The organism is Aeromicrobium sp. P5_D10, from assembly GCF_054049535.1.
Map to the genome: position 1 here is coordinate 185,030 of NZ_JBFUME010000002.1, position 22,400 is coordinate 207,429.

Here is a 22,400-nt window from a genome sequence, read left to right on the forward strand (position 1 = left end):
ACCGATCCCACCCGCCCGGCTCGGGGCGGGTCTGCAACATCCCACACATGAAGCAAGGAGAAGTCATGCCCGCAGTTCACAGTAACAATGCTCAGGAAGAGGTCGCGCGCATTCCGCGCATCTCCCTGATGATGGGCTGGTGGTCCCTCGTATCGGCCATGTTCTACCTGTACCTCTCAGCACTCATCGCCTCGGTCGTCGGATTCAACAACGCCGTGATCGGCATGGTGCTCACGGTGGCGGTGTTCGGCGCCGTCAACCGGTTGCTCAGCCAGTACGCGATCGACACCGGTTTCAGCGTCGAGCTGTTCTCGCGTGTCGTCTTCGGCAAGGTCGGTGCGCTGCTGGCCACGGCCGTCTTCGCCGCAACTGCGCTGTACTACGGAGTCTTCGAAGGCTCGATCATCGCGGTGACGTTCGAGTCGTACACCCGCTCGTCCCTCGGCTGGCCCATTGAGATCTGGTACCTGATCGTCGTCCTGTATTCGACGCCGCTCGTGTTCGGCGGGGTGCGCAACTGGCTCGACCGGTTCAACGGAATCCTGCTGCCGATCTATGCGGTCGGCCTCATCGCGGCGGTTGTCGTCGCGGGCGTCAAGGGCGAGCCCAGCGGTTGGACCTCGTTCGGCAACGACATCGACATTTCGCTGTCGCATGGCGGTCCGGGCTGGCTTCTGGCTTTCGGCATCTACATGGGTGTCTGGATCCTGATGATGTACACGGTCGACTTCGCCCGCCTCGGACGCAAGGAAGATCGGGCCTTCCACGGGACCGTCACGTTCGGCTGGGTGTTCTACAGCCTGGCCTTCCTGGCCAATGGCGTCATCGGCATCTTCCTGGCGTACGCGCTGCGTGAGTATGTCGGCGCCACGATCACTGAGGGAGGCGTCGCAGTAGCCCTGACACAGGTCATGGGCATTTGGGCGGTGCTGCTGGTCTGGATCAGTCAGACCCGCATCAACACGGCCAACTACTACCTCTCGTCCAGCAACCTCGAAACGCTGGGACGCGAGCTCCTGCGGCTGAAGTTCCCACGGGTCGTGTGGGTGCTCGTCGGCTCCACGATCATGTATCTGATCATGCTGACCAACGTGTTCAGCTACATCCTCACAGCGCTGAACTGGCAGGGCGTGCTGGTCACTGGCTGGGTCTCGATCGCGGTCTGCCACATCCTGGTCGACCGTCGAGAAGGGATCGACCCGAACCTGGCCGAGACCGAACGGGTCAAGTTCGCGAGCGGTCCGGGCGTCATCGCCTGGGTCATCAGTTCGGTGATCGGACTGACGCTTCTCGAGGCCGGTCCGGATTGGGCGGCGACGTGGGGACCGATCGTTACAGCTGTCACCGCAGCGGCGATCTATGTCGGGGCGAGGCGCTCGACTGGTATCAAGAGCGCAGTCGACTATTCCGAGAGCCGTGCTGCTGACCTTGTCTGACGGACGGCCCGGGGCGTGCTTTGCGCGTCCCGGGCTTTCGGGGTTTTGGGTCGGGAGACTCAGCCGTTGGGCTACGTTGACCGCGATGGGCGCAATCGGTTCGACATGACCTGAACAATGATCTGAGATCGCGACGCCCTCGGGCAAAGTCAACAACAGTGGTACTGGCACGACACACTTTGTCTTCTTCAGACAGGAACAAGGTATGGAGTCCACTGCTTTGTCGCCGCAGGCGCGTGAACAGCGTTTCCGGGAGATCTACGAAGCGGTGTACGCCGATCTGCTTGGTTTCGTACGCAGACGCGTGGACCCAACCCACGCTGAGGACGTTGTCGGTGAAGTCATGCTCGTCGCGTGGCGCCGCCTCGACGATGTTCCCTCCGACCTGTCTGCGGCGCGTGCCTGGCTCTTCGGTGTGGCCCGTAAGATCCTCCAGAACACCCGGCGCCGCGACGACAGGCACGTTGCTGTCGCGGTCCGTCTCGCCCAAAGTCGTCGCGGTCCTGCCGATGTCGGACTTCACCCCGACCTGATTGCCTACCGGGTCGACATCGCTGCAGCCTGGCCGCTCCTCAGCGCGTCCCACCAAGAAGCAATCGCACTCTCCGCCTTCGATGGGCTCACCGCGCCCGAGGCGGCCGTCGTGCTGGACATCTCGTCCACCGCCTTTCGCCTGCGGTTGTCTCGTGCCCGGCGTAGTCTGCGGCGCTACCTCGACTCCACTTCCGCTGGCGATCGTCTTCCCAGTAGCCCTACCTCCGAGGGGATCCCACGATGAACAAACACACCAGCGACCAGATGACCGCCGCTCTGCGCGACCTTGACCCCGCACCGAAGACCGACCTGACCGAGGCGGAGCGTCAACACGCCGACGACACGTTCGTCCGCATCATCGCGACGCCCATAGCTGAATCGCCGCCAGTAGGGTTCGATCGCCCTCGGCGGCGCCGGACGCGACTGTTGTTGCCGATAGGTCTGTTGGGTGTCGCAGGAGTTGCAGCGACCGCCCTGGTGTTCGGCGGGGGTTCTGCCCTCGCGTCGTGGACGCCGACGCCCGAGCTACTTACCCCGGCGGAGACGTCTGCGGCCGCCAGCACTTGTCGCGCTGACATCGGTATGCCTGCGAAGGGTGGGGCGACCTTGGTCGCCGAGCGACGTGGCAAGTGGACCTACGTGCTCGTATCTGAACCCACCGGCGAGGCGACTTGCTTGATGCGCAACCACCTTGTTGGCCAGGACCCTGCAGGTCACGAGGTTTTCGGGAGCTATGACACGGAGCCTGAGACGCCGACGGTGGCAAGCGATGGCATTCTCGAGATGGGAAGCACAGCGACCAGCATCGATGAAGGGTGGTTCCGCGGGGAAAGCTGGCTCACCTGGACCTATGGTTATGTGGGCAGCGGTGTCACCGGTGTCATGGTGCACACTCCTTTGGGCTTCGACGTCGAAGCTTCTGTCAACAACGGACGGTTCGCCGCTTGGTGGCCGTCGGACAAACCCAGTAGCAAGAACCTCGAAGTGATGGGTGCGTGGAGCTACACCGTGACCCTTGCCGACGGCAGCACGCGGCGACAGACCACGGGCTGACCTTGAGTCGCTGGCGGTCAGGCGTCGTCAAGTAAGTCATAAAAGGTGGAATAGCGGGGTAGGGGACGAAGGGTGCTCGTGTCAGCAGTTAGAGTCCGGAACGCGTCCCCGGCCCTAGTAGATCCCGAGATAGAAGCGCGGACTTTCGAGGAGATGGCTGCTGGGCCAAGTGTCTTCGCCACGACGGCACTCAACGCGGACGCGGAATTCTGGCACGACCTCCGAGACCCCCATACAAAGTACGAATGCCAACTCTTGACCAATCTGAATCGGTCCGAGGTCCGCCTCGTCGCCGTAAGCAGTTCCGCGACGCGCCACGGGATAGGTGATGTCGTCGTCCGGGCGGGGCCGGTGAACGACAACCGAGTCCAGGTCCTGAGGCCCGTTGTTACGCAAATAGTAGACGGCCGAATTGTCGGGCGCGCTGACAGCCTTCTCAAGCCGGACGCTGATCTCTGGTCGGCGTTCTCGACGATCCTGACTGCGCGCGGCTTCGGCTTGGCCTTCAGTGGCTCGAGTCTGCCGGTGGGTATATGCGACAGAAATGATGGAGACGATAAGCGCAAGGATCGCGACGACGAGAGCTGCCCATGCCATGGGGTGATAATACGACCGGCATCCGACAAGCACGAGTCTTTCGACGGCGGATCGTGGCGGAAAGACGCACGTCCTCTTGCCTTGTGAGAAGCGGCGCGATTCGGACAGACCTGCTTCGCTGCGGTTGCTTCGGTCGAACTCGCGATTCCGTAGAAGGTCACGAGGACGAGGACCTGGACGAGCCTGACGCATAATTGGGCAACAACTTGGCGACCGATTTCGTACATCTAGCCTGAGTGGCCGAGTATCTTGCCGACCATGCCAGATTTCCTCCCCGAGTATCCCTCTCTCAGCATCGCCGAGAGAGCTACGGAGTCATCCGTGCGCCTGAAAAAATCGCGTCGCCATTTTGAAGGGACCAATCCGCTTGCCCCGAAGAATGAGCAGTGGCTTCTTGAGAGCATCGGCCCGGTTGGCGACTTCACCCACGCCTCCACTCGGGACATTCAGTCTTGGCTCGAGGGTTGGCGCATGCCGCACGAAGACTCAGGCGAGGGTGATCTTCACACTTCGGCGTCAGTCTTCGTGGGCGTGGTCGACTCCAGCGGAATGCCGGAGAGTAGCCGCCGCGGTCAGTCCAACCCTTTCGTGGTCATCCCCACGTATTTCGTTCAGTTGTGCTCGAAAGTCGCCGATCTCTTCCCGACCTTCTCACTACTTGTTGCAGGTTCGCCCTCGGCCACTCAAGCATGGAATGCGCGAGAGTTGATCTTCGACTACCTGGGTCCTGAGACGCCTGCCGGAACCAAGAATGTTGCCCAAGTCCGCGCCTGTCGCGACGAACTCTTTACCACACGCACAACAGCTTCTGCTGTCCGATGGGCCATTGCACATGAGATGGCGCACGTTGTTGCCACCAAGCAACAACGTGCGGATGCATACAGCCAAGTCGATCAACTATGGCCTGGCATGGCAAAAGAACAATGGGTGCGATTGAGGAATGATCTGGGTGACTACAGGGGCTCCCTTGAGGCCTACAAGAACGAAATTGCTTGTGACCTACTCGCAAACCAGTATGTTCTTGAGTCGGTTTTTGCCGTTGACGACCTGATGACGCAAGTGTCAGGCGCTCTGCTCGCTCTGCAGACCAGCATCTGGGAAGGCTGGCTCCAGGATGGTTCAGCGATCTCGGAGACGCACCCATCGCCGACGTTGAGGTACAAACTTGTCTACCTGGCTTGGATCAAAACCCTCAGCGATCCTGCGACGTGGATCGGGCGTGAAGCACCGGGGCCTTTGGGTTTGGAAGATTTCGCCATGTGGAACGCGTTTCAACGATGGGTGGGAGGCGAATACGGGGATCATCGTGACGGTCCTCAATGGGACAACGACACGCACCGTGTCCGAGCAACCCTGCATGCGCAAGTTCCCACCGTGGTCGCGGAGCAAATCTACGGCCGCCTTGGCTCTCGCTTAATCCGCATGCCGGAGGCGTTGTCTCAGGTTTGATGGCAACGATCCCAGTTGTGACCGCAACCTGTTGCAGTGCTCAACTTGTCGAGCATATTCGTGCATCTCGCGAGGCTCCTGGCGCCTTCGCTTCTAAGCGTCTGGTCTGCGGCCGTCCAGGAGACTCACCATCTCGGCCAGTTCGCTCAACTTCGTGTGACACTCGTCTACGATCTCGCCGTACTCCTGCGCGTCGTACCCAGGCTCAGCGCCAAAACCTTCGGTCCATACTTTGCCTTCGATAACTCGCGGCAGAGAACTCTTGAAATAGGCGTTTGTGTACTACCGGGCCATGCGCGGTAGCCGTCATAGTGTGAGCCTACTCACGCCAGAGACCCAGTCCCGGTGAGGTTGGAATCCTGTCCGTGGTCTACGCAAGACTGCACCCGTGGACCTTACTGACAGCCTCGCGATCGTCGCCCTAACCGTTTCATTGGGGCTCGCCCTTTGGGAAGTCATTAAGTTCAGGCGGGAGGGCGCCTGGATCCGCGTCACGCTCAGTCCCGGACTTTACGACGACAACATGCTGCGCACGATGAATATGCGAGTGTCGGAAGAGTCTGAACTTTACGGCGAGAAAGGTCTTCGCTTCAACGTCGAGGTAGCCATCGTCGAGGTTGAGAACCGTGGCCGCACCGCCGTGACAGTCCGCGGTGTATCGCTCGAATTCCAGCGGCAGCGGTGGCCGCGGCGACGCAAGCGCCAATCAGTTGGCTTCCCGTTCATCGAGTTCAAGGACTCATCGGCAAGCGACCGGGTCAGGATCGAGGCCTTCGACAGTGCCACCTTCATCATCGACGCGTGTCAGGCACTTCCAGCTATCACAAGCCGAGAAGCAACCGCCGATGTTCGCGCCCTTGTTGACGTTGCCGGCCGGAAGCCAGAGCGGTCGCCGCGGCGCTCGGCCTGGCACTTCGAGGAGGGCGATAGGCCGTGGCTCTTTGACATCGGAACCTTCGATCTGTCTCGTCAGATTTACCGCCTCCTCGCCTGGCGAGTTCGGGCGGACGCCGGGTCGAGGTTGGCTTTGCCGGACTTTGCAATGAAAGTCGCCGCCCTAGTGGAGAGCGGAGCTACACCCAGCCGCGATGAGCTGGAAGAGGTGGTCAGAGGCGAGGCCGACGACTACTTCCCTTTGCGAATGGCCACCTTCGAGTTGGCCACTGCACTTCAAGATCCGTCAGGAGGAATGTTGGACGGGACAGGCATCGAGCGCCGCCGACTGGCTCGGGGTGCGCAGGTAACAGGATCCGACGAGCGCGCTGTCAACCAGTCGCAGTAGCGGGCACGAACTGGCTTCGTTCCCGGCCTACCCCGCTCCGGCGTGTCGTACGTGAAGTTTCCCAAGAACATCGACGAAGCGATCGTCGGCTCCTGCCACCCTGATGGCCGCCAAGATCATGGCCCGCGATGACCTTGAGTCGCACGGCCGGAGGGTCTTCGCGCTCGGATCCCCAATTCCGCCTGACGACATCCCGGCCCCAGGTGTCGTGCCGGAATCCGAGGAACTGCTCCTAGCGCGCGACCAGTAGGCGACGCGCGTCGGTTGCTTCTCTGTAGATCCAGCCCTAGGCAGCTGAACGCGGTGGATTGTTGCGCGGTCAGACGATCAGCATTCGAGAGCCTAGAGGTCGGCGAGGATGCCTCGGTCGATGCTTCGGACAATGACGCCGCGTAGTTGCCGGATGTAGTGCTCCACGTCCTCGGTGAACTGCCACAGCGATAGATCGTGGGTCATGTGAGGGCGACTCTTCACTCGCGTATGACGATCAAAGTCGCCGTGCAAGAGCCCGCCGTAGATTAGGTCTTCTATGATCTCCGGCGCGCTCCGTTCGAAATCCGGGCCTTCCAGTACACCAATTGAACGACCGACGCCTCGGAAATCAGTCCGGTAGGTCTCCACGTTGGCCGCCAGGTCCTGGTTAGTCAGGCACCGCAGGGCTGAGTCAAGCACCCTCGGCACATAGACGTGATCGGTCTTGCTGAGCGCGAACTTGCGGAGCGCCATCACCCGCACGATTCGATGCCAATGGTCGGGTGCTGGCTCTGAGGAAGTTGGTACCAGTTGAAGATTCAGTTCAACCAGTGGAAGTGCAGCCGCCAGGTCGTCGTATTCATCGACCAGATCACAGAAGAGCGCGAGTCGAGCAAAGTCTGTAGGCGGGCCACTCACGTCGCGAACCCTACATTGGGTGCTGCGATGGCTTCTGAGCCTGGCTTCTAGAGCGTTCCGGAGGTCTTGCCTACGTTGGCGATTTGATCAGCGCGGTCGGCGCGGTAGTGGATCCTCCTCTTCTCTCCCGTATGTCACCAATCGACTTCGATGACTGATTGGGGAGAGTTGGATTTACCGACCAAGTTATCCCAACGGCTTCAGGTCGAGAATGTGCTAGCTATCCGGCTAGATGGCGCGAAGGTTGCGGCTCTCGAGAGCACTGGGCGTATCGGGAGGCGAACCGACACGCATCGGCCAAATGCCAGACCGCAACATCAGCGGATTTGATCAGGGCAGACTTGCGGCATGGTGACGCAATCAGCCCGCAGCGAAGGCGATCGAGTCCGGGCGATCGGGGCAGTCGGATTTGAGATTCGGATGATGGCCCATAGTTTTGCGCTGCTGCGCCAGGCAGAAGGGGCAGACGATGAGTCAATGGCGCAGAACGCCTACATCGATTCCGCTTATCTACATGCCCGAGCCCTGATCGCATTTCTCCTAGAGCCCGGCCGGGGATCTGATATCCGGCGAACGGATTTCGCACCTGATTGGAACCCGGAGCCATTGGACGCCGTCGCGAGGCTGAGCATCAATGTCCGACTGCTGCATAAGTACCTTGCTCACCTGACTTGGGAACGAGTTAGCCTCAACGCGCCGGTCTTGAACTACCCGAACATCGCTACCGACGTCATCGACGTTGCCGACGCGTGGTCAGCGCACCTAGCAGCCTCCGCGAACAAGGTCATGTGGAACACCTTCCGACCCCACGTGTACCTGGCGCGCCAGATCCTGAACGGACAATAGTCGGGTCCTTCCCAAGCGCCTCGACGAGGAAGGCCTTGGCGCGCAGGCGACGGAATGACACGCCCTGATACCGCGCTGGTGGGGCAGATCTACCCGCCCGTTAGCAGCAGTCGGCAGTGGATCCACGAACCCGCAACATTTGTGGCGTAAGCATGGTTGGCTGAGCGTATGAACGAGCTGGCGTACGTACAGGCCCGGCTGCACGCGGCAGCCATCGACGACGAGCAAGCGGGCAATCCCGAAGCCGCCGCGACCGCGCGTATGTATGCACTGGAGGCTGCGAAGCACGACCACGGCAATCCGGATGGACGGACCGTCGTTGCGCACGGAACGCCACAGGTCTGCTTGGTTGACGGCGAACGCTGGCCTTGCAATTTCCTCAAGGAGCTCGCTGGTCCTTGGAGCGACCAGGACGGCTTCCCGAAACACCTTCTGTAGGCCGAACCTAGTCCGCCCGCACTTCGGACTCGTAGCAACAGGCGGCGGAATGGCGTACCCAAGTCGCGGCCGACGCGCATCTGAATGTGGGCAACAAGGCGTGGGCGGAGCCTGGCATCAATTGTCGGTTCTACTTGGCATCATTGACATATGGCCGCCACCGTTGAAGAGAGCGTACGCATCCGAAAGTTCCTTCGACGAGCTGAGATCGCCCTCACTGGGCGTGTGTTCGAGCATCGTGGCATGGAGGAAGGCGACTTTGCCATACAGCTGACCTGGGAACAACATGGAGGGACTCAGGAGATGCGGCTTAAGAAAGTCGACTATGGCGTAGACGAGTACACCGAGGACGAACTCACCGGAACCGCAGCACGCTGCCGAGTATTCATCTTGAAGCGCGAGGACAACTATCTACCGAGCGTAGTCGCAGTGTTGCGTCGAGCCGTCACCGTTGACTTCAGTCGGAAGTTGGTGCCGCTAGAGAATTTCGTGAACGAGCACATTTCGGAGGACCGGCTGGTCGGCGCGACCTTCTATTCGGGTCGTCTTGAGTCAGACAATGGTCTGGGACCGAATCAGCTTCTTGGCAATGACCAAATTGCTATGGACTTCATCAACGGGAGGTTGTTCCATGAGGACGATGCGGCTGGCGTTCGGCTGAAGAACGTCGCCTCGAAGGACACGCTAAAACTAGCGATCGTCGTGAAATTGAATGACCTCATGCGTGTTGTCTATGCCGTTAAGGCGCAAATTGAGAAGTCACTAGCTGATGGAAACCTGGTCCTAACAGAAGAAACAGACCCCGAAGAGCGTCTGCGTGACTGACCCAATCCTGAGTAGGATGCGAACGCAGTACAACTGAATCGTGGGTCTAGGTCAGGGTCTTGTTGCGGTTCGATTCCGCACGTCAGCGTGGTTGTATTCATTGGACTGAGTCTGAGCGACGAAATCAAACTGGTACTGAATCTGGTTCGTGTTCTCAAGATGATTCTGAATGGAGTGATGCGTATGAGCACTAACGTGCGATTCCTCGTGATCATGGCTGCCGCTTCACTGGGTGGGAGCCTGACCTAGATTCACGATTCGTTAGAACGGCGGTCCATCCTTCCGGAGGACTGCGCCTTATTTGTCCAGATGCTAGGGCTTCGGCACCTGGTTGTGCGTTATAAACCCGCGTATGATCCGTTTTTCCTACGTGATCTCTCGGAGAGGGGCTTAACTGAGTCAGTCTTTCGCTTAGGTGTTCTCGGGAGCCTCGTGAGCACAAGTCCTAGGGAACATGGAGATGGGTCAATTCCGATCTCATCGGTTCCCCACAAACGAGCTCAATCGGCTGAGGCGGCCACTTCCGCCTGGATCTGTCTACTCAACGAGTGGGTCCCAGCGGTTCCGTGTCACGCTGTGTTCCAGCGTTGCAGGCGCGGCGCCGATCTGTGGGAGTATCAGCCGTGCTGTGAGAACTTTGACGCGGCCATCGACAGTAACAATGGTTTATCGCAGTTCGACGGTGGAACAGTCCGAGGCTCGCACTACGATTTCAATATGGCCGACAAGGATCCGTTGCGCGGGATCTTCAACAGTCCCAGCTTCCAGGTCGTCGCTCGTTCGCAGCGCTTGGCCAGCCAAGTCGTCCAGCAGCAGGCCGAACATCGCCGAAAGATGGACGAACTAACTGACGCCGTCGGTAGCGCACAACGCGAGAAGGTAAAGCGGGAGCGCTCCACCGCCGAGAGTACGGCCGAGGTTGCAGCCTGGGCGCGTGAGCAGTCGGAAGAGAACCGTCGTCTGCGGTACCTGACCAATGTGCTGGCCTTCGCCGTCATTTACGACGTCGTCAGCGGCACGTTCGACAACCATACGTGGTGGACGACCGTCATCTCAGTGACTGTCGGCGTGGCTGTCCTCGGTGGCGCATTACTGCTCGGCAAATGGCATCACCGTAAGCAGGTGGCCGCTGCGGCGGCGAACAACGTGTCCTAAGGCGTCATGTGTGAACCCGACTGAACTGACAGCGCGCAGCGGACATGATCGATTGGGACGCGCAGTCGGCAACTCCGAGAGTCGTGCCGCTGACCTTGTCTGTCAGCGGGAACGTCTCACCGCCCAGACATAGTCCAGGCGTTCGAGACCAGGTCGATGACAACACCCTCCGGCCCGGTGAACTGGCCCAGGATCTCCGGGTCCAACATCGCGTGCATCGCGATGCCGTCGGCGAGACCGACCAGCTCGGTCGACAGGTGCATGGGGTCGAGCTCGGACGGGATCTGTCCGGCGGCCTGGGCCTCGATGACGATGCGGGCGACGACCCGGCGCCAGTTGTGCAGGTAGTCGATGACTTCTTCTCGTGCCTCGACGTTGGCACCCGCCTCGGCGTAGAAGACCAGGAAGATACGAGTCATCGCGACCCGTCGGTCGTCCAGCGGGAGGATGCTCTCGATCAGGCGCCCGAGCCGCTGCATGGGATCGGTCGTGGCGTCGAGCCGCAGCTCACGGAACATCCGACCCTGGATCTCCGCAGCCCTTCGCAGCGCTCCGACCAGCAGATCGTGCCGCGAGGTGAAGTAGTGGTTGATGACGCCGGTCGACCATCCGGACCGCTCGGCGACCGCCCGCGTCGTGACCGCCTTGATGCCTTCTTCGGCGATCAGGCTGAGTGCAGCATCGGCCAGCTCGGCGCGACGAACGTCGTGGTCGACGACTTTGGGCATGGGCACTCCTTTGTTGGACCACGGCAGGGTAACTGATCACGTGGCATAGATCTAGAGCATTTGACGCTTGAAACGCGCTTGAAATCTATTGGGAACATACCATCCTGCTCGCCTGGATACAGCGAAAAATGATCCTTGACACATATTCGAACGACCTTTACGGTTCTTATATCAGTTGGTTGAAATAAGAAGCGGAGAGCACGTGACGAGTACGAACGGGACGCAGCCTGGAGTCATTCGGGTTCCGCTGCGCTGGCGCGACCTGGACCACCAGGCGCACGTCTATCACGCCACGATGCTCACGCTGCTGGACGAAGCCCGCACCCACTGGCTGCGCGACGTCATCGGCGTCGACTTCCCGGACGAGTATGTCGTGGTCCGTATCGAGATCGACTACGTCGCCGAGCTGCTGATCGATGCCGGCGCAGTCGACGTCGAGTTCAAGGTCTCCCGAGTCGGGCAACGGAGCCTGACCACCGCAGAAGTCGTACGCACCCCGCAAGGCGTCGAAGTCGCTCGCACCGCGGTCACGATGGTCATGTGGGACCGGGACGAGCGGCGCTCGCGCCTGCTCACCGACGCCGAGCGTGCCGCGGCCGCAACGATGATGGCTCCGGGAGTGACCCATGCCTGAAGCAGTCATCGTCGCATCGGCACGCACGCCGATCGGCCGCGCCTTCAAGGGTTCGCTGAAGGACGAGCGTCCCGACGACATGGTCGCCCAGGTCGTCCGGCAGGCCCTCGCAATGGTTCCCGAGCTGGACGTCGCCGAAGTCGAAGACCTGCTGCTCGGCTGCGGTTCACCCGGCGGGGAGCAGGGCTTCAACATGGCGCGAGTCGCAGCCATCTTGCTCGGCCACGACCACCTGCCCGGTGTCACGCTGACCCGCTACTGCGCCTCCAGCCTGCAGACCACCCGCATGGCGATGCACGCGATCCGCGCCGGTGAAGGCCACGCCTTCATCTCGGCCGGCGTCGAATCGTGCTCCTCTTACGTCAAGGGCGAGTCCGACTCGATCCCCGGCACTATGAACCCGGCCTTCGACGCCGCACGAGCCCGCTCGGCCGCCGCGAGTGATCCGGGCGCCGACGTGTGGACCGATCCGCGCGCACTCGGCGACCTGCCCGACGTCTACATCGACATGGGCCAGACCGCCGAGAACGTGGCGCTGCAATTCGACGTCAGCCGCGAAGACATGGACGTCTACGCCGCGCGTTCCCAAGAACGTGCCCGCCTCGCGGTGGAGAACGGCTTCTGGGCCTCCGACATCACGCCGTACACCCGCGCCGACGGAACCGTGCTGACCGCCGACGAGTCGCCTCGCCCGAGCACGACACTCGACGGTCTCGCCGGTCTTCGCCCGGTGTTCCGGCCCAATGGCCGGGTCACGGCGGGCAACGCCTGCCCCCTCAACGACGGTGCTTCCGCACTGATCGTCATGAGCGACACCCGGGCCCGCGAGCTGGGACTGCGGCCGCTGGCACGCATCGTCTCGACCGCCGTGTCGGCGCTCTCCCCGGAGATCATGGGAATGGGCCCGGTCGAAGCCACCCGCAAGGCCCTCGTGCTGGCCGGAATGACGATCGGCGACATCGACCAGTTCGAGATCAACGAGGCGTTTGCCGCCCAGGTCATCGCGAGCCAACGCGAACTCGGCATCGCCGACGACCGACTCAACATCAACGGCGGAGCCATCGCGGTCGGACACCCCTTCGGCTCCACCGGCGCACGGATCACGAGCACGCTCGTGAACTCCCTGCGCTTCGCAGACCACCAGCTCGGCGTCGAGACGATGTGCGTCGCCGGTGGACAAGGCATGGCCATGGTCGTCGAACGACTCGACTGACCACACAGATTTCGGGAACTCAATGCAACGCAGGAAACAAGGAAGGTAAGAGACATGAAGCTCTTCAAGAAGCGAGCGGGTATCCCCGCCGCGGTGCTCGGCATCTCTGCTGCTCTCGTGCTCTCCGCCTGTGGCGGCGACAGCGGCGGCGGCTCGGCATCGGATCAGAAGGAGATCCGCATCCTGGTCTCCGCGCCGTTGACCGGCGACTCCGCCGAGACCGGCAAGGACCTGGTCGACGGCGCGAAGCTCGCAGCCGAGTACCTCAACGAAAAGGGCGGCGTGCAGGCCGGCCCGCTCAAGGGCAAGAAGTTCGTGATCGAGTCGGCCGACGACCAGCTCGAGACCGAAGCCGCGACCACGATCGCCGCCAAGTTCGCCGGCGACGACAAGCTCTTCGCCCTCACCGGATTCCTCAGCAGCGGTCAGGCCCAGGCGGCCGGCGTCGTGCTCCAGAAGTACAAGCTCCCCGCCGTCGTCTCGTTCGCCTCGGCAGACTTCCTGACCACGGACGCCGACAACCTCGTCGTCGTATCGGCGGCAGTGTCGAACTTCGCACGAGTCGCAGCTGACTACGCCTCGACCGACCTCGGCGCCAAGACGGTCGGCAGCATCGCCGGCGACTACTCGTTCCTCGACTCCTACTACAAGGGTCTCGACGCGGCGCTGAAGACCAATGGCGCCAAGAACGTCTCGAAGCAGACGTACGCCGACGGCACCGCCGACTTCGCAACGCTGCTGACCCGCATCAACAAGTCCAAGCCCGACGTCGTCATGAGCGGCGCGTTCCAGGCAGATGCGGGCAAGATCGTCTCGCAGATGCGACGCACCGGCATGAAGCAGCCCTTCGTCGACTTCCTCGGTGAGGGCTGGGGCCAGACGTTCTCGGACGCCGCAGGCTCGACCATCACGCAGGGCGACGTCTACCAGATGGACCCGGCCAACGTGTTCCCCGAAAAGGGCTCGCTGCTGGAGCAGATGGACGCCAAGTTCAAGGCTGCGAACGGCAAGAACATCCCGACCGCCAGCATGCACAGCTTCGACAGCGTCCTGACGATCGCGGCGGCCATCGACGCCGGTGCGGAGTCCAAGACTGACCTGCTGGAGTTCATCACCAAGACCAAGGGCGAAGGCCTGCTGGGACCCATCGACTTCACGAAGGACCTGACTCCCAAGGAGCGGTTCGGAACGATGTCGAAGGTCACCGGCTCCGATCCCCAGGATCGCGAGAAGGCTGCTTCTTACACCATGAAGTCGGACGGGACGGTCGAGCGCACCGATGCCCCGTAACGACCTGACCGTGGCCGGGGCTTCCGCTCCGGCCACGGGCCGCCCGCCCCAGGACTACCGGGCGCTCGCGTCGCGGTACCTGACCAAGGTGGCCACGATCGGCGTCCCGGTGGTGCTGGCGCTCGCCTTCTTGCTCCCCCAAGTCGTGACCTCGCCGTTCCGCCTGCAGATCTTCACGGTCGCATTCCTCAACGCCGCGGTCGTTGCGCCGCTGGTCCTCTCCTTGGGCTACGCCGGAATGCTCAATCTCTCGCAGGGCACGTTCTACGGCCTCGGCGCCTATACGACGGCGATCCTGGTGACCGACCACGGTTGGTCGTTCGAGGCCGCGATCGTCGCCGCCGCCCTTGTGGCCGGTGTCGGCGGTGGCCTGCTCGCGTTGGCCACGGCCCGCGTCAAGGGTGACTACTTCGTCCTGATCTCGCTCGGGCTCACGATCGCCGTCGCGCAGCTACTGGCGAACCTCCCGGATCTGACCCGCGGACGTGAGGGCTTCTTCGGCATCCCCACACTCGACTTCTTCGGACTCTCGTTCGGCGACCCGGTCAACGGCTACTACCTGTGCCTCGGACTCCTGGTCGTCCTCTATATCGTCATCAGCCGGATCGCGTCGGGCTTCCTCGGTCGCTCGATGCTCGTGGTCCGCTACGACGATGTGGCCGCCCGCAGCATGGGCATCAAGCCGCTCAAGATCCGGGTCACCGCGATGATCCTGAGCTCGGCCCTCGTCGGCGTCGCGGGTGCCTTCCTGACTGCCACCTTGCAGTTCATCAGCCCCGCCGATTTCAATTTCGACGCCTCGTTCATGCTCAGCCTGTACGTCATCATCGGCGGCATGGCGAGCCTCCCCGGCGCCGTGGCGGTGGCGATCATCTTCACCCTGCTGAACGAGGAGTTCCGCGGAATCAGCGACTACAGCGTCGGCCTGATCGGCATCGCCGTGATCATCGCGGTCTTCCTGCGCGGCGGTGTCTTCAAGGACGCCCTCGGCGAACGACGTTCCCGACGTGGAAAGCAGGTGCGCGATGCTTCGCGTTGATGAGGTTGGAATGACCTTCGGCGGTGTCGTCGCACTCAAGGACGTCTCGTTCTCGGTGGGCCCCGGCGAAATAGTCGGCGTGATCGGCCCGAACGGTTCGGGCAAGTCGACGCTGATCAACGTCATGACCGGCTTCTACCGGCCGACTCACGGATCGGTCAGCCTCGGCGGCGAGACGCTGTCGGGGCTCTCCCCAGAGGCGATCCGTCAGGCCGGACTGGCCAGAACCTTCCAGAACCTGCGACTCGTGCAGGAGATGTCGGTCCTCGAGAACGCGGTGGCCGGTCTGTATCTGCAGATCACGGATGGCCGGTCGCTGACCCAGCGCTGGCTCGCCGACATGATCGCGACACCAGCGGCCCGGCGCCGAGCATCCGCCGCCAAGGACGCCGCAGAGGCTGCCCTCGAACAGGTCGGTCTGCAAGACAAGCTCAACGAAACAGTGAGCTCCCTGTCGTACGCCGACCAGAAACGTCTCGAGCTGGCCCGCGCGATCGCGCTGCGACCCAAGGTCTTGGTGCTCGACGAACCGACGGCGGGCATGTCGGTCGACGAGGCCGACGAGCTGATCCGCATGGTCACGGCATTGGTCGAATCAGACGGTGAGCCCATGAGCCTGTTCCTGGTCGAGCACCGGCTCGAATTGGTGCTCGATGTCTCGCACCGCGCGGTCGTCATGGACGGCGGCCAGGTCATCGCGGACGGACTGCCCGATGACGTCGCCCGCGATCCGCACGTCCGCAGCATCTACGTGGGAGGTGAGTGACATGCTCGAAGTCTCAGACGTGAGCGCCGGATACGGCGTCACCGAAGTGCTCCATGACCTGTCGTTGCGGGTCGAACCCGGCGAAGTGCTGGCGGTGTGCGGCCCCAACGGTGCCGGCAAGTCGACGCTGCTGAAGGTGCTGTCGCGCCAGCTGCGGGCGACCTCGGGAACCGTGACGTTCAAGGGCGACTCCCTGCTGAAGGACTCCCCGGCACGAGTCGTCGAACGCGGTATGGCGCTGTGCCCCGAAGGCCGTCGGGTCTTCCCCCGCATGACGACCGAGGCCAATCTCCAACTCGGTGCCTACAGCCGCAAGGACCGCGCCGCGATCGACGCGGAGATCGAGGCCTATCTCGACGCCTGGCCCGTCATCAAGCGCCGCCGCACCTCACCCGCGGGCCTGCTCAGCGGCGGTGAGCAGCAGATTCTCGCGATCGGCCGCGCCATGATGTCCAATCCGTCCCTGCTGTTGCTCGACGAGCCCTCGCTCGGACTGGCCCCGGTGCTGATCGACCAGGTCTATGAAGGACTCAAGTCGCTCGTGCAGTCGACCGGCATCAGCGTGCTGCTCGTGGAGCAGAACGTCGTCAAAGCCCTCGAACTGTGTGACCGCATCGCGGTGCTGACCGACGGCGAGATCGTCTTCGAGGCCGATGCCGCCGATGTCACCGCCGATGAGGTGGGTTCGCACTACTTCGAGCATCACGGAGAGGCACGCGCATGACGTACTTCCTGCAGCAGCTCGTCAACGGCATCGCGATCGGTGCCCAGTATTCGCTGTGGTGTGTCGGCTACGGACTGGTCTACCAGGTCCTCGGCCTGATGCACTTCGCCCACGGCGACACGCTGATCTTCTCGGCGTTCTTCGCCAGCACCCTGATGCTCCTGGGCGCACCGTTCTGGGTCGCGGTGCTGTTCGCGATGATGCTCGCGGCGATCCTCGCGATCGGCATCGAGCGGGTCATCTACCGTCCGTTGATGTCGCGCAAGCAGCTGTTCATGGCGTTCATCGCGGCCATGGCCGCAGGATTCGTCCTGCGCAACCTGGTGCAGCTGTTCTGGGGCGTGCAGCCCCGGACGTTCCCCGAGGGGCTGCTGCCATCGGGTTCGATATCGCTGGGCGAAGTCCGCATCACGTACTTGGCTTTGATGAACCTGGTCGTGGCACTCGGCATCGTGGCGCTGTTCCAGCTCTTCTTGACCCGGAGCCGACACGGTCAGGCGATCGTCGCCGTCTCGCAAGACCGGGCGACCGCCGAGCTCATGGGCATCCGGGTCAACCGGATCGTCGCACTGGTCTACGGACTCAGTGGAGCGATCGGCATGATTGGCGTGTTCATGTACATCACGAACTTCCGCACCATCACGATCGGCCTCGGCTTCCTGATCACGCTGAAAGCCTTCATCGCAGCGATCATCGGCGGCATCGGATCGATCCGCGGGGCTGTGCTCGGCGGCATGGTGCTGGGCATCCTGGAAGCAATGGTGTCGTCATATCTGTCGAGCACCCTGCTGGAAGCCATCGTCGTCTCGTGCCTGGTGGTGTTCCTGATCTTCAGACCCAACGGCATCATCGGCATCAAGGAGAACCTCAAGCTGTGACGCTCTACTTCAACCAACTCGAGCAGGGGACGTCGTACACGTCCTCGGGCCGCACTGTCACCGAGGCCGACATCGTGGCCTTCGCGGGGCTGTCGGGCGACTTCAACCCGCTGCACATGGACGCCGAATGGGTCAGGGAGAACACGGACTTCGGCGCCCGGATCGCGCACGGGTTGTTGATCCTGTCGATCTCGAGCGGGCTCCGCACGCCGGGGCTCGACGATCTGGCGATCCAGGCCTACCTCAACGTCGACCGGCGGATGTCGGCCCCGACGTTCGCGGGCGACACGGTGCACGTCGTCCAGACCATCAGCGGGCTCAAGCCCAGTTCGTCGAAGCCCGGCATGGGCGTCGTGACGCTCGACGTCGTGGTTGAGAAGCAGGATGGGACCGTCGTCCAGCAGGGGACCGACGTGCTGCTCGTGGCAGGAGCCCCCGATGCATGAACGCGGACACTCGGGTCGTCGCTATGTCGTGACGGGCGGCGCCTCGGGCATCGGTCGTGCGGTCAGCGAGGTGCTGATCCGCGACGGCGCTTACGTCGCCGTCGCCGACCGCGACGTCGACGCGGCGCAGCAGGTCGCCGACGCGCTGGGCGAGCGGTGCCTCGCGGTCCGGCTCGACGTGAGCAGTCGCGAATCGTGGGACGAAGCGGCCCGTCAGGTGCGCGACGAGCTCGGCGGTGTCGACGGTCTGGTCAACAACGCCGGCATCACCCGCGACCGAACCATGAAGCGCATGAGCGACGACGAGTGGCACCAGGTCATCGACGTCCACCTGCGCGGCACCTGGTTGGGCTGCCAGATCCTGGCCGACGACCTCGGCGCCTCGCCGACGGGGTCGATCGTCAACATCTCGTCGTCGGGACGGCACGGCTCGTACGGACAGACCAACTACGCCGCCGCGAAGGCCGGCATCGTGGGGCTGACCAAGTCGGTGGCGCTCGAGCTCGCGAAGCACGGCGTGCGCTGCAATGCGGTCGCGCCCGGCGCCGTCGAGACCCCGATGCTCGCGGACGTGCCCGAGACGGTCAAGCAGGGCTGGATGGATGCGACTGCCCTGGGCCGCCTCGCCCAGCCCGAAGAGATCGCCGAAGCGGTCGCCTTCCTGCTGTCGCCGGCTTCGTCGTACGTCACGGCGCACGTGCTCGACGTCAACGGAGGTGAGATGCACCTGTGAGGGGACACGTCATCGAGGGGGCCGATATCCATCGGCAGGGTCCGGTCATCGACCTCCTGGAGGCCGAGCGGCTGCGCGCCTCGCACCTGCTGCTGCGCTGGCCCGACGGCGAGTGGACTGTCAGCGAGCTCGCCGGTGCGGCCCGCCGGTGCGCCCAGCACCTGCTTGGCATCGGCGTCACCGAGGGTGATCGGGTCGCTCTCGTCAGCGGCAATTCCGAGTGGCGTCTGGCCTGGCAGTTCGGCATCTGGTGGATCGGCGCCGTCGAGGTCTCGGTCAACGCCGAGCTGCGCGGACCGATGCTGGAGTTCGTGCTCAGCGACTGTGATCCCACGGTGATCCTGGCCGAGCGCGAGATGGCCGACGGTCTTCCCCAGGTCGGCGAGGTGCCGCTGGTCGTCACCGACGAGCTCGTTCTCGCCGACATCAGCGCCGACCAGGCTGCCGCGCTCGACGCCGTCGCGGTCGGGCTCGCGCCGTCCGCACTCGGCACGATCCTCTACACGAGCGGCACGACGGGCGCGTCCAAAGGCGTCATGCTGCCACGCGCCTACTTCTCCAACCTCGGCTCGGTCGTCGGTCGGGTCCTCGACCTCGACGAGGGAGACGTCGGCTACTTCGTCCTGCCGTTCTTCCACGTCGACGCGCACATCGTCCTGCCGGCGGTGATCCAGTCCGGCTCGGTGCTGTCGTTTGACCGCCGGTTCAGCGCCCGCAAGTGGTGGCCGCAGATCCGCGAGCTCGAGGTCACGTGGGCGTTCGTGATCGGTGCCGTGCTGTCGGTCGTCATGACGACCGATCCGGGACCGGCGGGCAGCACCCGGCTGACCCGGTTCCTGGGTGCGCCCATCCCGGCGGAGGCCTACGAGTACTTCGAGGACGGCCTCGGCATCTCGATCCTCAGCATGTTCGGCCAGACCGAGGCCGACGGCCCGACGTTCGAGTCGCGCGGCCACCAACGCCGCGGCAGCGCGGGCTGGCCGTGCGCGGGCTTCGACATCGAGATCCACGACCCGGCCGGAGTGCCGGTCGAGACCGGTCAGGTCGGCGAGATCGTGATCCGTCCGCAGGCCGCGAACATGATGACGCTCGGCTACTGGCGTCGCGACGACGCGACCGTCGAGGCATGGCGGGGGCTGTGGTTCCACAGCGGCGACCTCGGACGCCTCGACGACGACGGCTACCTGACGTTCGTGGGACGCCTCACCGACAGCCTGCGCCGCCGCGGCGAGAACATCTCGGCCTACGAGCTCGAGTCGGTCATCGGCACCGCGCCGGGCGTCGTGGAGTGCGCCGTGATCGGCGTCCTCGACGAGATGGGCGGCGAGGACGAGATCAAGGTCTTCGTCGTGCCCGACGAGACGGCGGCGTTCGACGTCGACGACTTCTTCGCCTTCTGCGAGCAGAGTCTGCCCCGGTACGCGGTGCCGCAGATCCTGCAGCTGACCCAGGCGTCGACGTTCGTGCGCAGCGTCGGCACCGGTGTGATCCAGAAGCGACGGCTGTCCGTCGACATCGAAGGACCAGACATCTACCAGCGGGGAGCGACACGAGCCCCCCGCGACGACAGAGAGGTTGCTCAGTGAGCTTCACGTGGAAGAACGCCCTGGAGGAGCTCGACAAGCGTCGCGCCGAGGCCCGCAAGCTCGGTGGCGAGCGCCGGATCGATCGCGCTCACCAGCAGGGCAGGTACACGATCCGCGAGCGCATCGAGCGGGCCTCGAGCGCGTTCTACGAGATCGGCGAGTTCACGACGTACGACGATGTCGACGTCAACGGCAACCTGATCGGGCAGCTCCCGGCCAGCTACGTCATGGGTCTCGCGGAGTTCGCCGGACGTCCGGTCGCGCTGGGCGGCGAAGACTTCACGGTGCGCGGCGGTGCCCCGCAGACCTACCTCGACCGGCTCAAGGGCGGGCTCGGCGGATTCGTCGAGGACCTCGCCCACGAGTACCGCATCCCGCTTGTGATGTTCATGGAAGGCATCGGCGGTGACGTCGCGGCCCAGGCCGAGAAGGGCCACTCCTACCTCGTCAGCTCGCTGAGCTGGAAGCGGTCGTACGAGCTGCTCGCCGAGGTGCCGGTGCTGGCGATGGTCAGCGGCGCGGCCGTCGGCGGCACCGCAGGCCGCACGGTCCTGAGCCACTTCTCGGTCATGACCAAGGACTCGGTGATGTTCGCCGGCGGTCCGCCGCTGGTCAAGCGGGCCCTCGGCCTCGACATCGACAAGTTCGAGCTCGGCGGCGCGAAGATCCACACCTCCGGCTCGGGCGCGATCGACAACATCGCCGAGGACGAGGACGACGCGATCCGCCAGATGCAGACCGTGCTCGGCTATCTGCCGCAGAACGTCTGGGAGCTGCCCCCGCGCGGTGAGCGCACCGATCCGGTGACCCGCCGCGGCGACGAGCTGCTCGAGATCATCCCCGAGAACCGGCGCCAGCCCTATCACGCGTCGAAGGTCATCAAGACCGTCGTCGACGCCGACTCGTTCTTCGAGGTCGGACCCAAGTGGGGCAAGAGCGTCACGACCGGCTTCGCCCGCATGGACGGCATCCCCGTCGGCGTCGTCGCGAGCAATCCGCGCCACCTGGGGGGAGCGCTCGACGCTGCCGCCGCCGAGAAGCAGGTGCGCTTCGTCGACACGTGCAGCACCTTCCACCTGCCGATCGTCTACTTCGTCGACGTCCCGGGCTTCATGGTCGGCCCCAACGCCGAGCGCGGAAACGTCGTCCGCTGGGGCATGCGGGCGATCCAGTCGATCATCGAGGCCGAGGTCCCGGTCGTGACGATCCAGGTGCGCAAGGCGTACGGCATGGCGGTCTCGGCGACGTCGAGCCCCGACAGCCTCAGCCTGCGTATCGCCTGGCCCACCGCCGAGTGGGGCGACCTGCCGATCGAGGGCGGCGTCGAGGCCGGCTTCAAGCGCGAGATCGAGGCAGCCGACGACCCCGTCGAGTACCGCCGCCTCGCCGAGCAGCGGATGCTCGAGCTCTCCGATCCGTGGAAGACCGCCGAGGCCTTCGGCGTCGAGAACATGATCGACCCGCGCGACACCCGCGAGATCGTCTGCGCCTTCCTCAACGCGTCGATGCACAAGGTCGCGACCAACTTGGGACCGCAGAAGAGGCAGTGGAGCCTGCGTCCGTGACGCTCCGCACCACAACCCGTCCGACGCCCAGCACGACTCCCCGTACGAACCAAGCCCGTATCAACGAAAGGCAGAACCCATGACTGACATCGAGTCCGACACCACCGCCGTGGTCTGGAAGGTCCTGGTCAAGGAGGGCGACCAGGTGGCAGAAGGCGACGCCGTCGTGATCCTGGAGTCCATGAAGATGGAGATCCCGGTCGAGGCCGAGACCGCCGGCACCGTCACGAAGGTCCATGTCGGCGAAGGCGATGCGGTCGACGACGGCGACGTCGTCGTGACGCTGGACTGA

23 protein-coding genes and 1 pseudogene are annotated in these 22,400 nt (G+C 63.5%); 21 read left to right on the forward strand and 3 right to left on the reverse strand.

All coding sequences use genetic code 11. The annotated features are described in order from the left end of the window. Positions 1 to 65 precede the first annotated feature (65 nt). From ACXJKC_RS02540 to ACXJKC_RS02550, 3 genes are all read left to right on the forward strand, one after another. Positions 66 to 1,436, forward strand: a complete 1,371-nt coding sequence (locus ACXJKC_RS02540; RefSeq protein WP_456695102.1) for a purine-cytosine permease family protein — start codon at positions 66 to 68, stop codon at positions 1,434 to 1,436. A gap of 205 nt (positions 1,437 to 1,641) precedes the next feature. Then, complete coding sequence (locus ACXJKC_RS02545; protein WP_456695103.1) at positions 1,642 to 2,214, forward strand: RNA polymerase sigma factor; 573 nt, start codon at positions 1,642 to 1,644, stop codon at positions 2,212 to 2,214. Further along, entirely contained in the window at positions 2,211 to 3,023 is an 813-nt protein-coding gene (locus ACXJKC_RS02550) for a hypothetical protein (RefSeq protein WP_456695104.1), read from the forward strand. The genes ACXJKC_RS02545 and ACXJKC_RS02550 overlap by 4 nt, the downstream gene beginning before the upstream one ends. Positions 3,024 to 3,137: 114 nt before the next feature. On the opposite strand, the gene ACXJKC_RS02555 is transcribed toward ACXJKC_RS02550, so the two are convergent. Beyond that, the gene (locus ACXJKC_RS02555) at positions 3,138 to 3,620 is read right to left on the reverse strand and encodes a hypothetical protein (RefSeq protein ID WP_456695105.1); all 483 of its coding nucleotides are present in this window, start codon (positions 3,618 to 3,620) and stop codon (positions 3,138 to 3,140) included. Between the two features lie 258 nt (positions 3,621 to 3,878). On the opposite strand from ACXJKC_RS02555, the gene ACXJKC_RS02560 reads away from it, so the two are divergent. Together ACXJKC_RS02560 and ACXJKC_RS02565 are read left to right on the forward strand one after the other, a co-directional pair. Then, positions 3,879 to 5,069, forward strand: coding sequence for a hypothetical protein (locus tag ACXJKC_RS02560; protein WP_456695106.1), 1,191 nt, complete (start codon positions 3,879 to 3,881; stop codon positions 5,067 to 5,069). Between the two features lie 388 nt (positions 5,070 to 5,457). Beyond that, positions 5,458 to 6,351, forward strand: coding sequence for a hypothetical protein (locus ACXJKC_RS02565; RefSeq protein ID WP_456695107.1), 894 nt, complete (start codon positions 5,458 to 5,460; stop codon positions 6,349 to 6,351). 342 nt (positions 6,352 to 6,693) lie between these two features. Here the strand turns inward: ACXJKC_RS02565 and ACXJKC_RS02570 are convergent, their stop codons facing one another. Continuing rightward, entirely contained in the window at positions 6,694 to 7,242 is a 549-nt protein-coding gene (locus tag ACXJKC_RS02570) for a hypothetical protein (RefSeq protein ID WP_456695108.1), read from the reverse strand. 348 nt (positions 7,243 to 7,590) lie between these two features. Here ACXJKC_RS02570 and ACXJKC_RS02575 point away from each other — a divergent pair, with 348 nt between their 5' ends. From ACXJKC_RS02575 to ACXJKC_RS02590, 4 genes are all read left to right on the forward strand, one after another. Continuing rightward, a complete protein-coding gene (locus tag ACXJKC_RS02575) occupies positions 7,591 to 8,088 on the forward strand; it encodes a hypothetical protein (RefSeq protein WP_456695109.1) in 498 nt (165 codons plus the stop codon). Between the two features lie 168 nt (positions 8,089 to 8,256). After that, positions 8,257 to 8,526 (forward strand): hypothetical protein, encoded by a 270-nt coding sequence (locus ACXJKC_RS02580; protein ID WP_456695110.1) that lies wholly within the window; start codon positions 8,257 to 8,259, stop codon positions 8,524 to 8,526. A 150-nt stretch (positions 8,527 to 8,676) separates the two neighbouring features. After that, positions 8,677 to 9,351 carry a hypothetical protein gene (locus ACXJKC_RS02585; RefSeq protein WP_456695111.1) on the forward strand — a complete coding sequence of 225 codons (675 nt, stop codon included), beginning with the start codon at positions 8,677 to 8,679 and terminating at the stop codon, positions 9,349 to 9,351. Positions 9,352 to 10,068: 717 nt separating this feature from the next. Then, positions 10,069 to 10,506, forward strand: a complete 438-nt coding sequence (locus tag ACXJKC_RS02590) for a hypothetical protein (protein WP_456695112.1) — start codon at positions 10,069 to 10,071, stop codon at positions 10,504 to 10,506. Positions 10,507 to 10,622: 116 nt separating this feature from the next. Here the strand turns inward: ACXJKC_RS02590 and ACXJKC_RS02595 are convergent, their stop codons facing one another. Then, entirely contained in the window at positions 10,623 to 11,234 is a 612-nt protein-coding gene (locus tag ACXJKC_RS02595) for a TetR/AcrR family transcriptional regulator (protein ID WP_456695113.1), read from the reverse strand. 202 nt (positions 11,235 to 11,436) lie between these two features. Between ACXJKC_RS02595 and ACXJKC_RS02600 the strand changes: the two genes are divergently transcribed. The 12 genes and pseudogenes from ACXJKC_RS02600 to ACXJKC_RS02655 all read left to right on the forward strand — a co-directional run bounded on the left by ACXJKC_RS02600 (position 11,437) and on the right by ACXJKC_RS02655 (position 22,400). Next, a complete protein-coding gene (locus ACXJKC_RS02600; protein WP_396048436.1) occupies positions 11,437 to 11,868 on the forward strand; it encodes an acyl-CoA thioesterase in 432 nt (143 codons plus the stop codon). Then, on the forward strand, positions 11,861 to 13,081 hold the full coding sequence (locus ACXJKC_RS02605; RefSeq protein WP_456695114.1) for an acetyl-CoA C-acetyltransferase: 1,221 nt from the start codon (positions 11,861 to 11,863) through the stop codon (positions 13,079 to 13,081). The genes ACXJKC_RS02600 and ACXJKC_RS02605 overlap by 8 nt, the downstream gene beginning before the upstream one ends. Positions 13,082 to 13,135: 54 nt before the next feature. Continuing rightward, entirely contained in the window at positions 13,136 to 14,371 is a 1,236-nt protein-coding gene (locus ACXJKC_RS02610; RefSeq protein WP_456695115.1) for an ABC transporter substrate-binding protein, read from the forward strand. After that, positions 14,361 to 15,410: a branched-chain amino acid ABC transporter permease gene (locus tag ACXJKC_RS02615; RefSeq protein ID WP_456695116.1), complete on the forward strand. Its 1,050-nt coding sequence runs from the start codon at positions 14,361 to 14,363 to the stop codon at positions 15,408 to 15,410. Before ACXJKC_RS02610 ends, ACXJKC_RS02615 begins: the two co-directional genes overlap by 11 nt. A gap of 10 nt (positions 15,411 to 15,420) precedes the next feature. Further along, complete coding sequence (locus ACXJKC_RS02620; RefSeq protein ID WP_456695117.1) at positions 15,421 to 16,176, forward strand: ABC transporter ATP-binding protein; 756 nt, start codon at positions 15,421 to 15,423, stop codon at positions 16,174 to 16,176. Between the two features lie 61 nt (positions 16,177 to 16,237). Further along, positions 16,238 to 16,900 (forward strand): annotated as a pseudogene (locus ACXJKC_RS02625) (ABC transporter ATP-binding protein); the annotation flags it as partial. Continuing rightward, positions 16,897 to 17,778, forward strand: a complete 882-nt coding sequence (locus ACXJKC_RS02630; protein WP_456695118.1) for a branched-chain amino acid ABC transporter permease — start codon at positions 16,897 to 16,899, stop codon at positions 17,776 to 17,778. The pseudogene ACXJKC_RS02625 and the gene ACXJKC_RS02630, both read left to right, overlap by 4 nt. After that, entirely contained in the window at positions 17,775 to 18,224 is a 450-nt protein-coding gene (locus ACXJKC_RS02635) for a MaoC/PaaZ C-terminal domain-containing protein (RefSeq protein WP_456695119.1), read from the forward strand. Before ACXJKC_RS02630 ends, ACXJKC_RS02635 begins: the two co-directional genes overlap by 4 nt. Continuing rightward, on the forward strand, positions 18,217 to 18,957 hold the full coding sequence (fabG, locus tag ACXJKC_RS02640; RefSeq protein ID WP_456695120.1) for a 3-oxoacyl-ACP reductase FabG: 741 nt from the start codon (positions 18,217 to 18,219) through the stop codon (positions 18,955 to 18,957). The genes ACXJKC_RS02635 and fabG overlap by 8 nt, the downstream gene beginning before the upstream one ends. Further along, positions 18,954 to 20,543, forward strand: coding sequence for an AMP-binding protein (locus tag ACXJKC_RS02645; protein WP_456695121.1), 1,590 nt, complete (start codon positions 18,954 to 18,956; stop codon positions 20,541 to 20,543). The genes fabG and ACXJKC_RS02645 overlap by 4 nt, the downstream gene beginning before the upstream one ends. Next, positions 20,540 to 22,108, forward strand: a complete 1,569-nt coding sequence (locus ACXJKC_RS02650) for an acyl-CoA carboxylase subunit beta (RefSeq protein WP_456695122.1) — start codon at positions 20,540 to 20,542, stop codon at positions 22,106 to 22,108. Before ACXJKC_RS02645 ends, ACXJKC_RS02650 begins: the two co-directional genes overlap by 4 nt. A 79-nt stretch (positions 22,109 to 22,187) precedes the next feature. Further along, positions 22,188 to 22,400: a biotin/lipoyl-binding carrier protein gene (locus tag ACXJKC_RS02655; protein ID WP_456695123.1), complete on the forward strand. Its 213-nt coding sequence runs from the start codon at positions 22,188 to 22,190 to the stop codon at positions 22,398 to 22,400.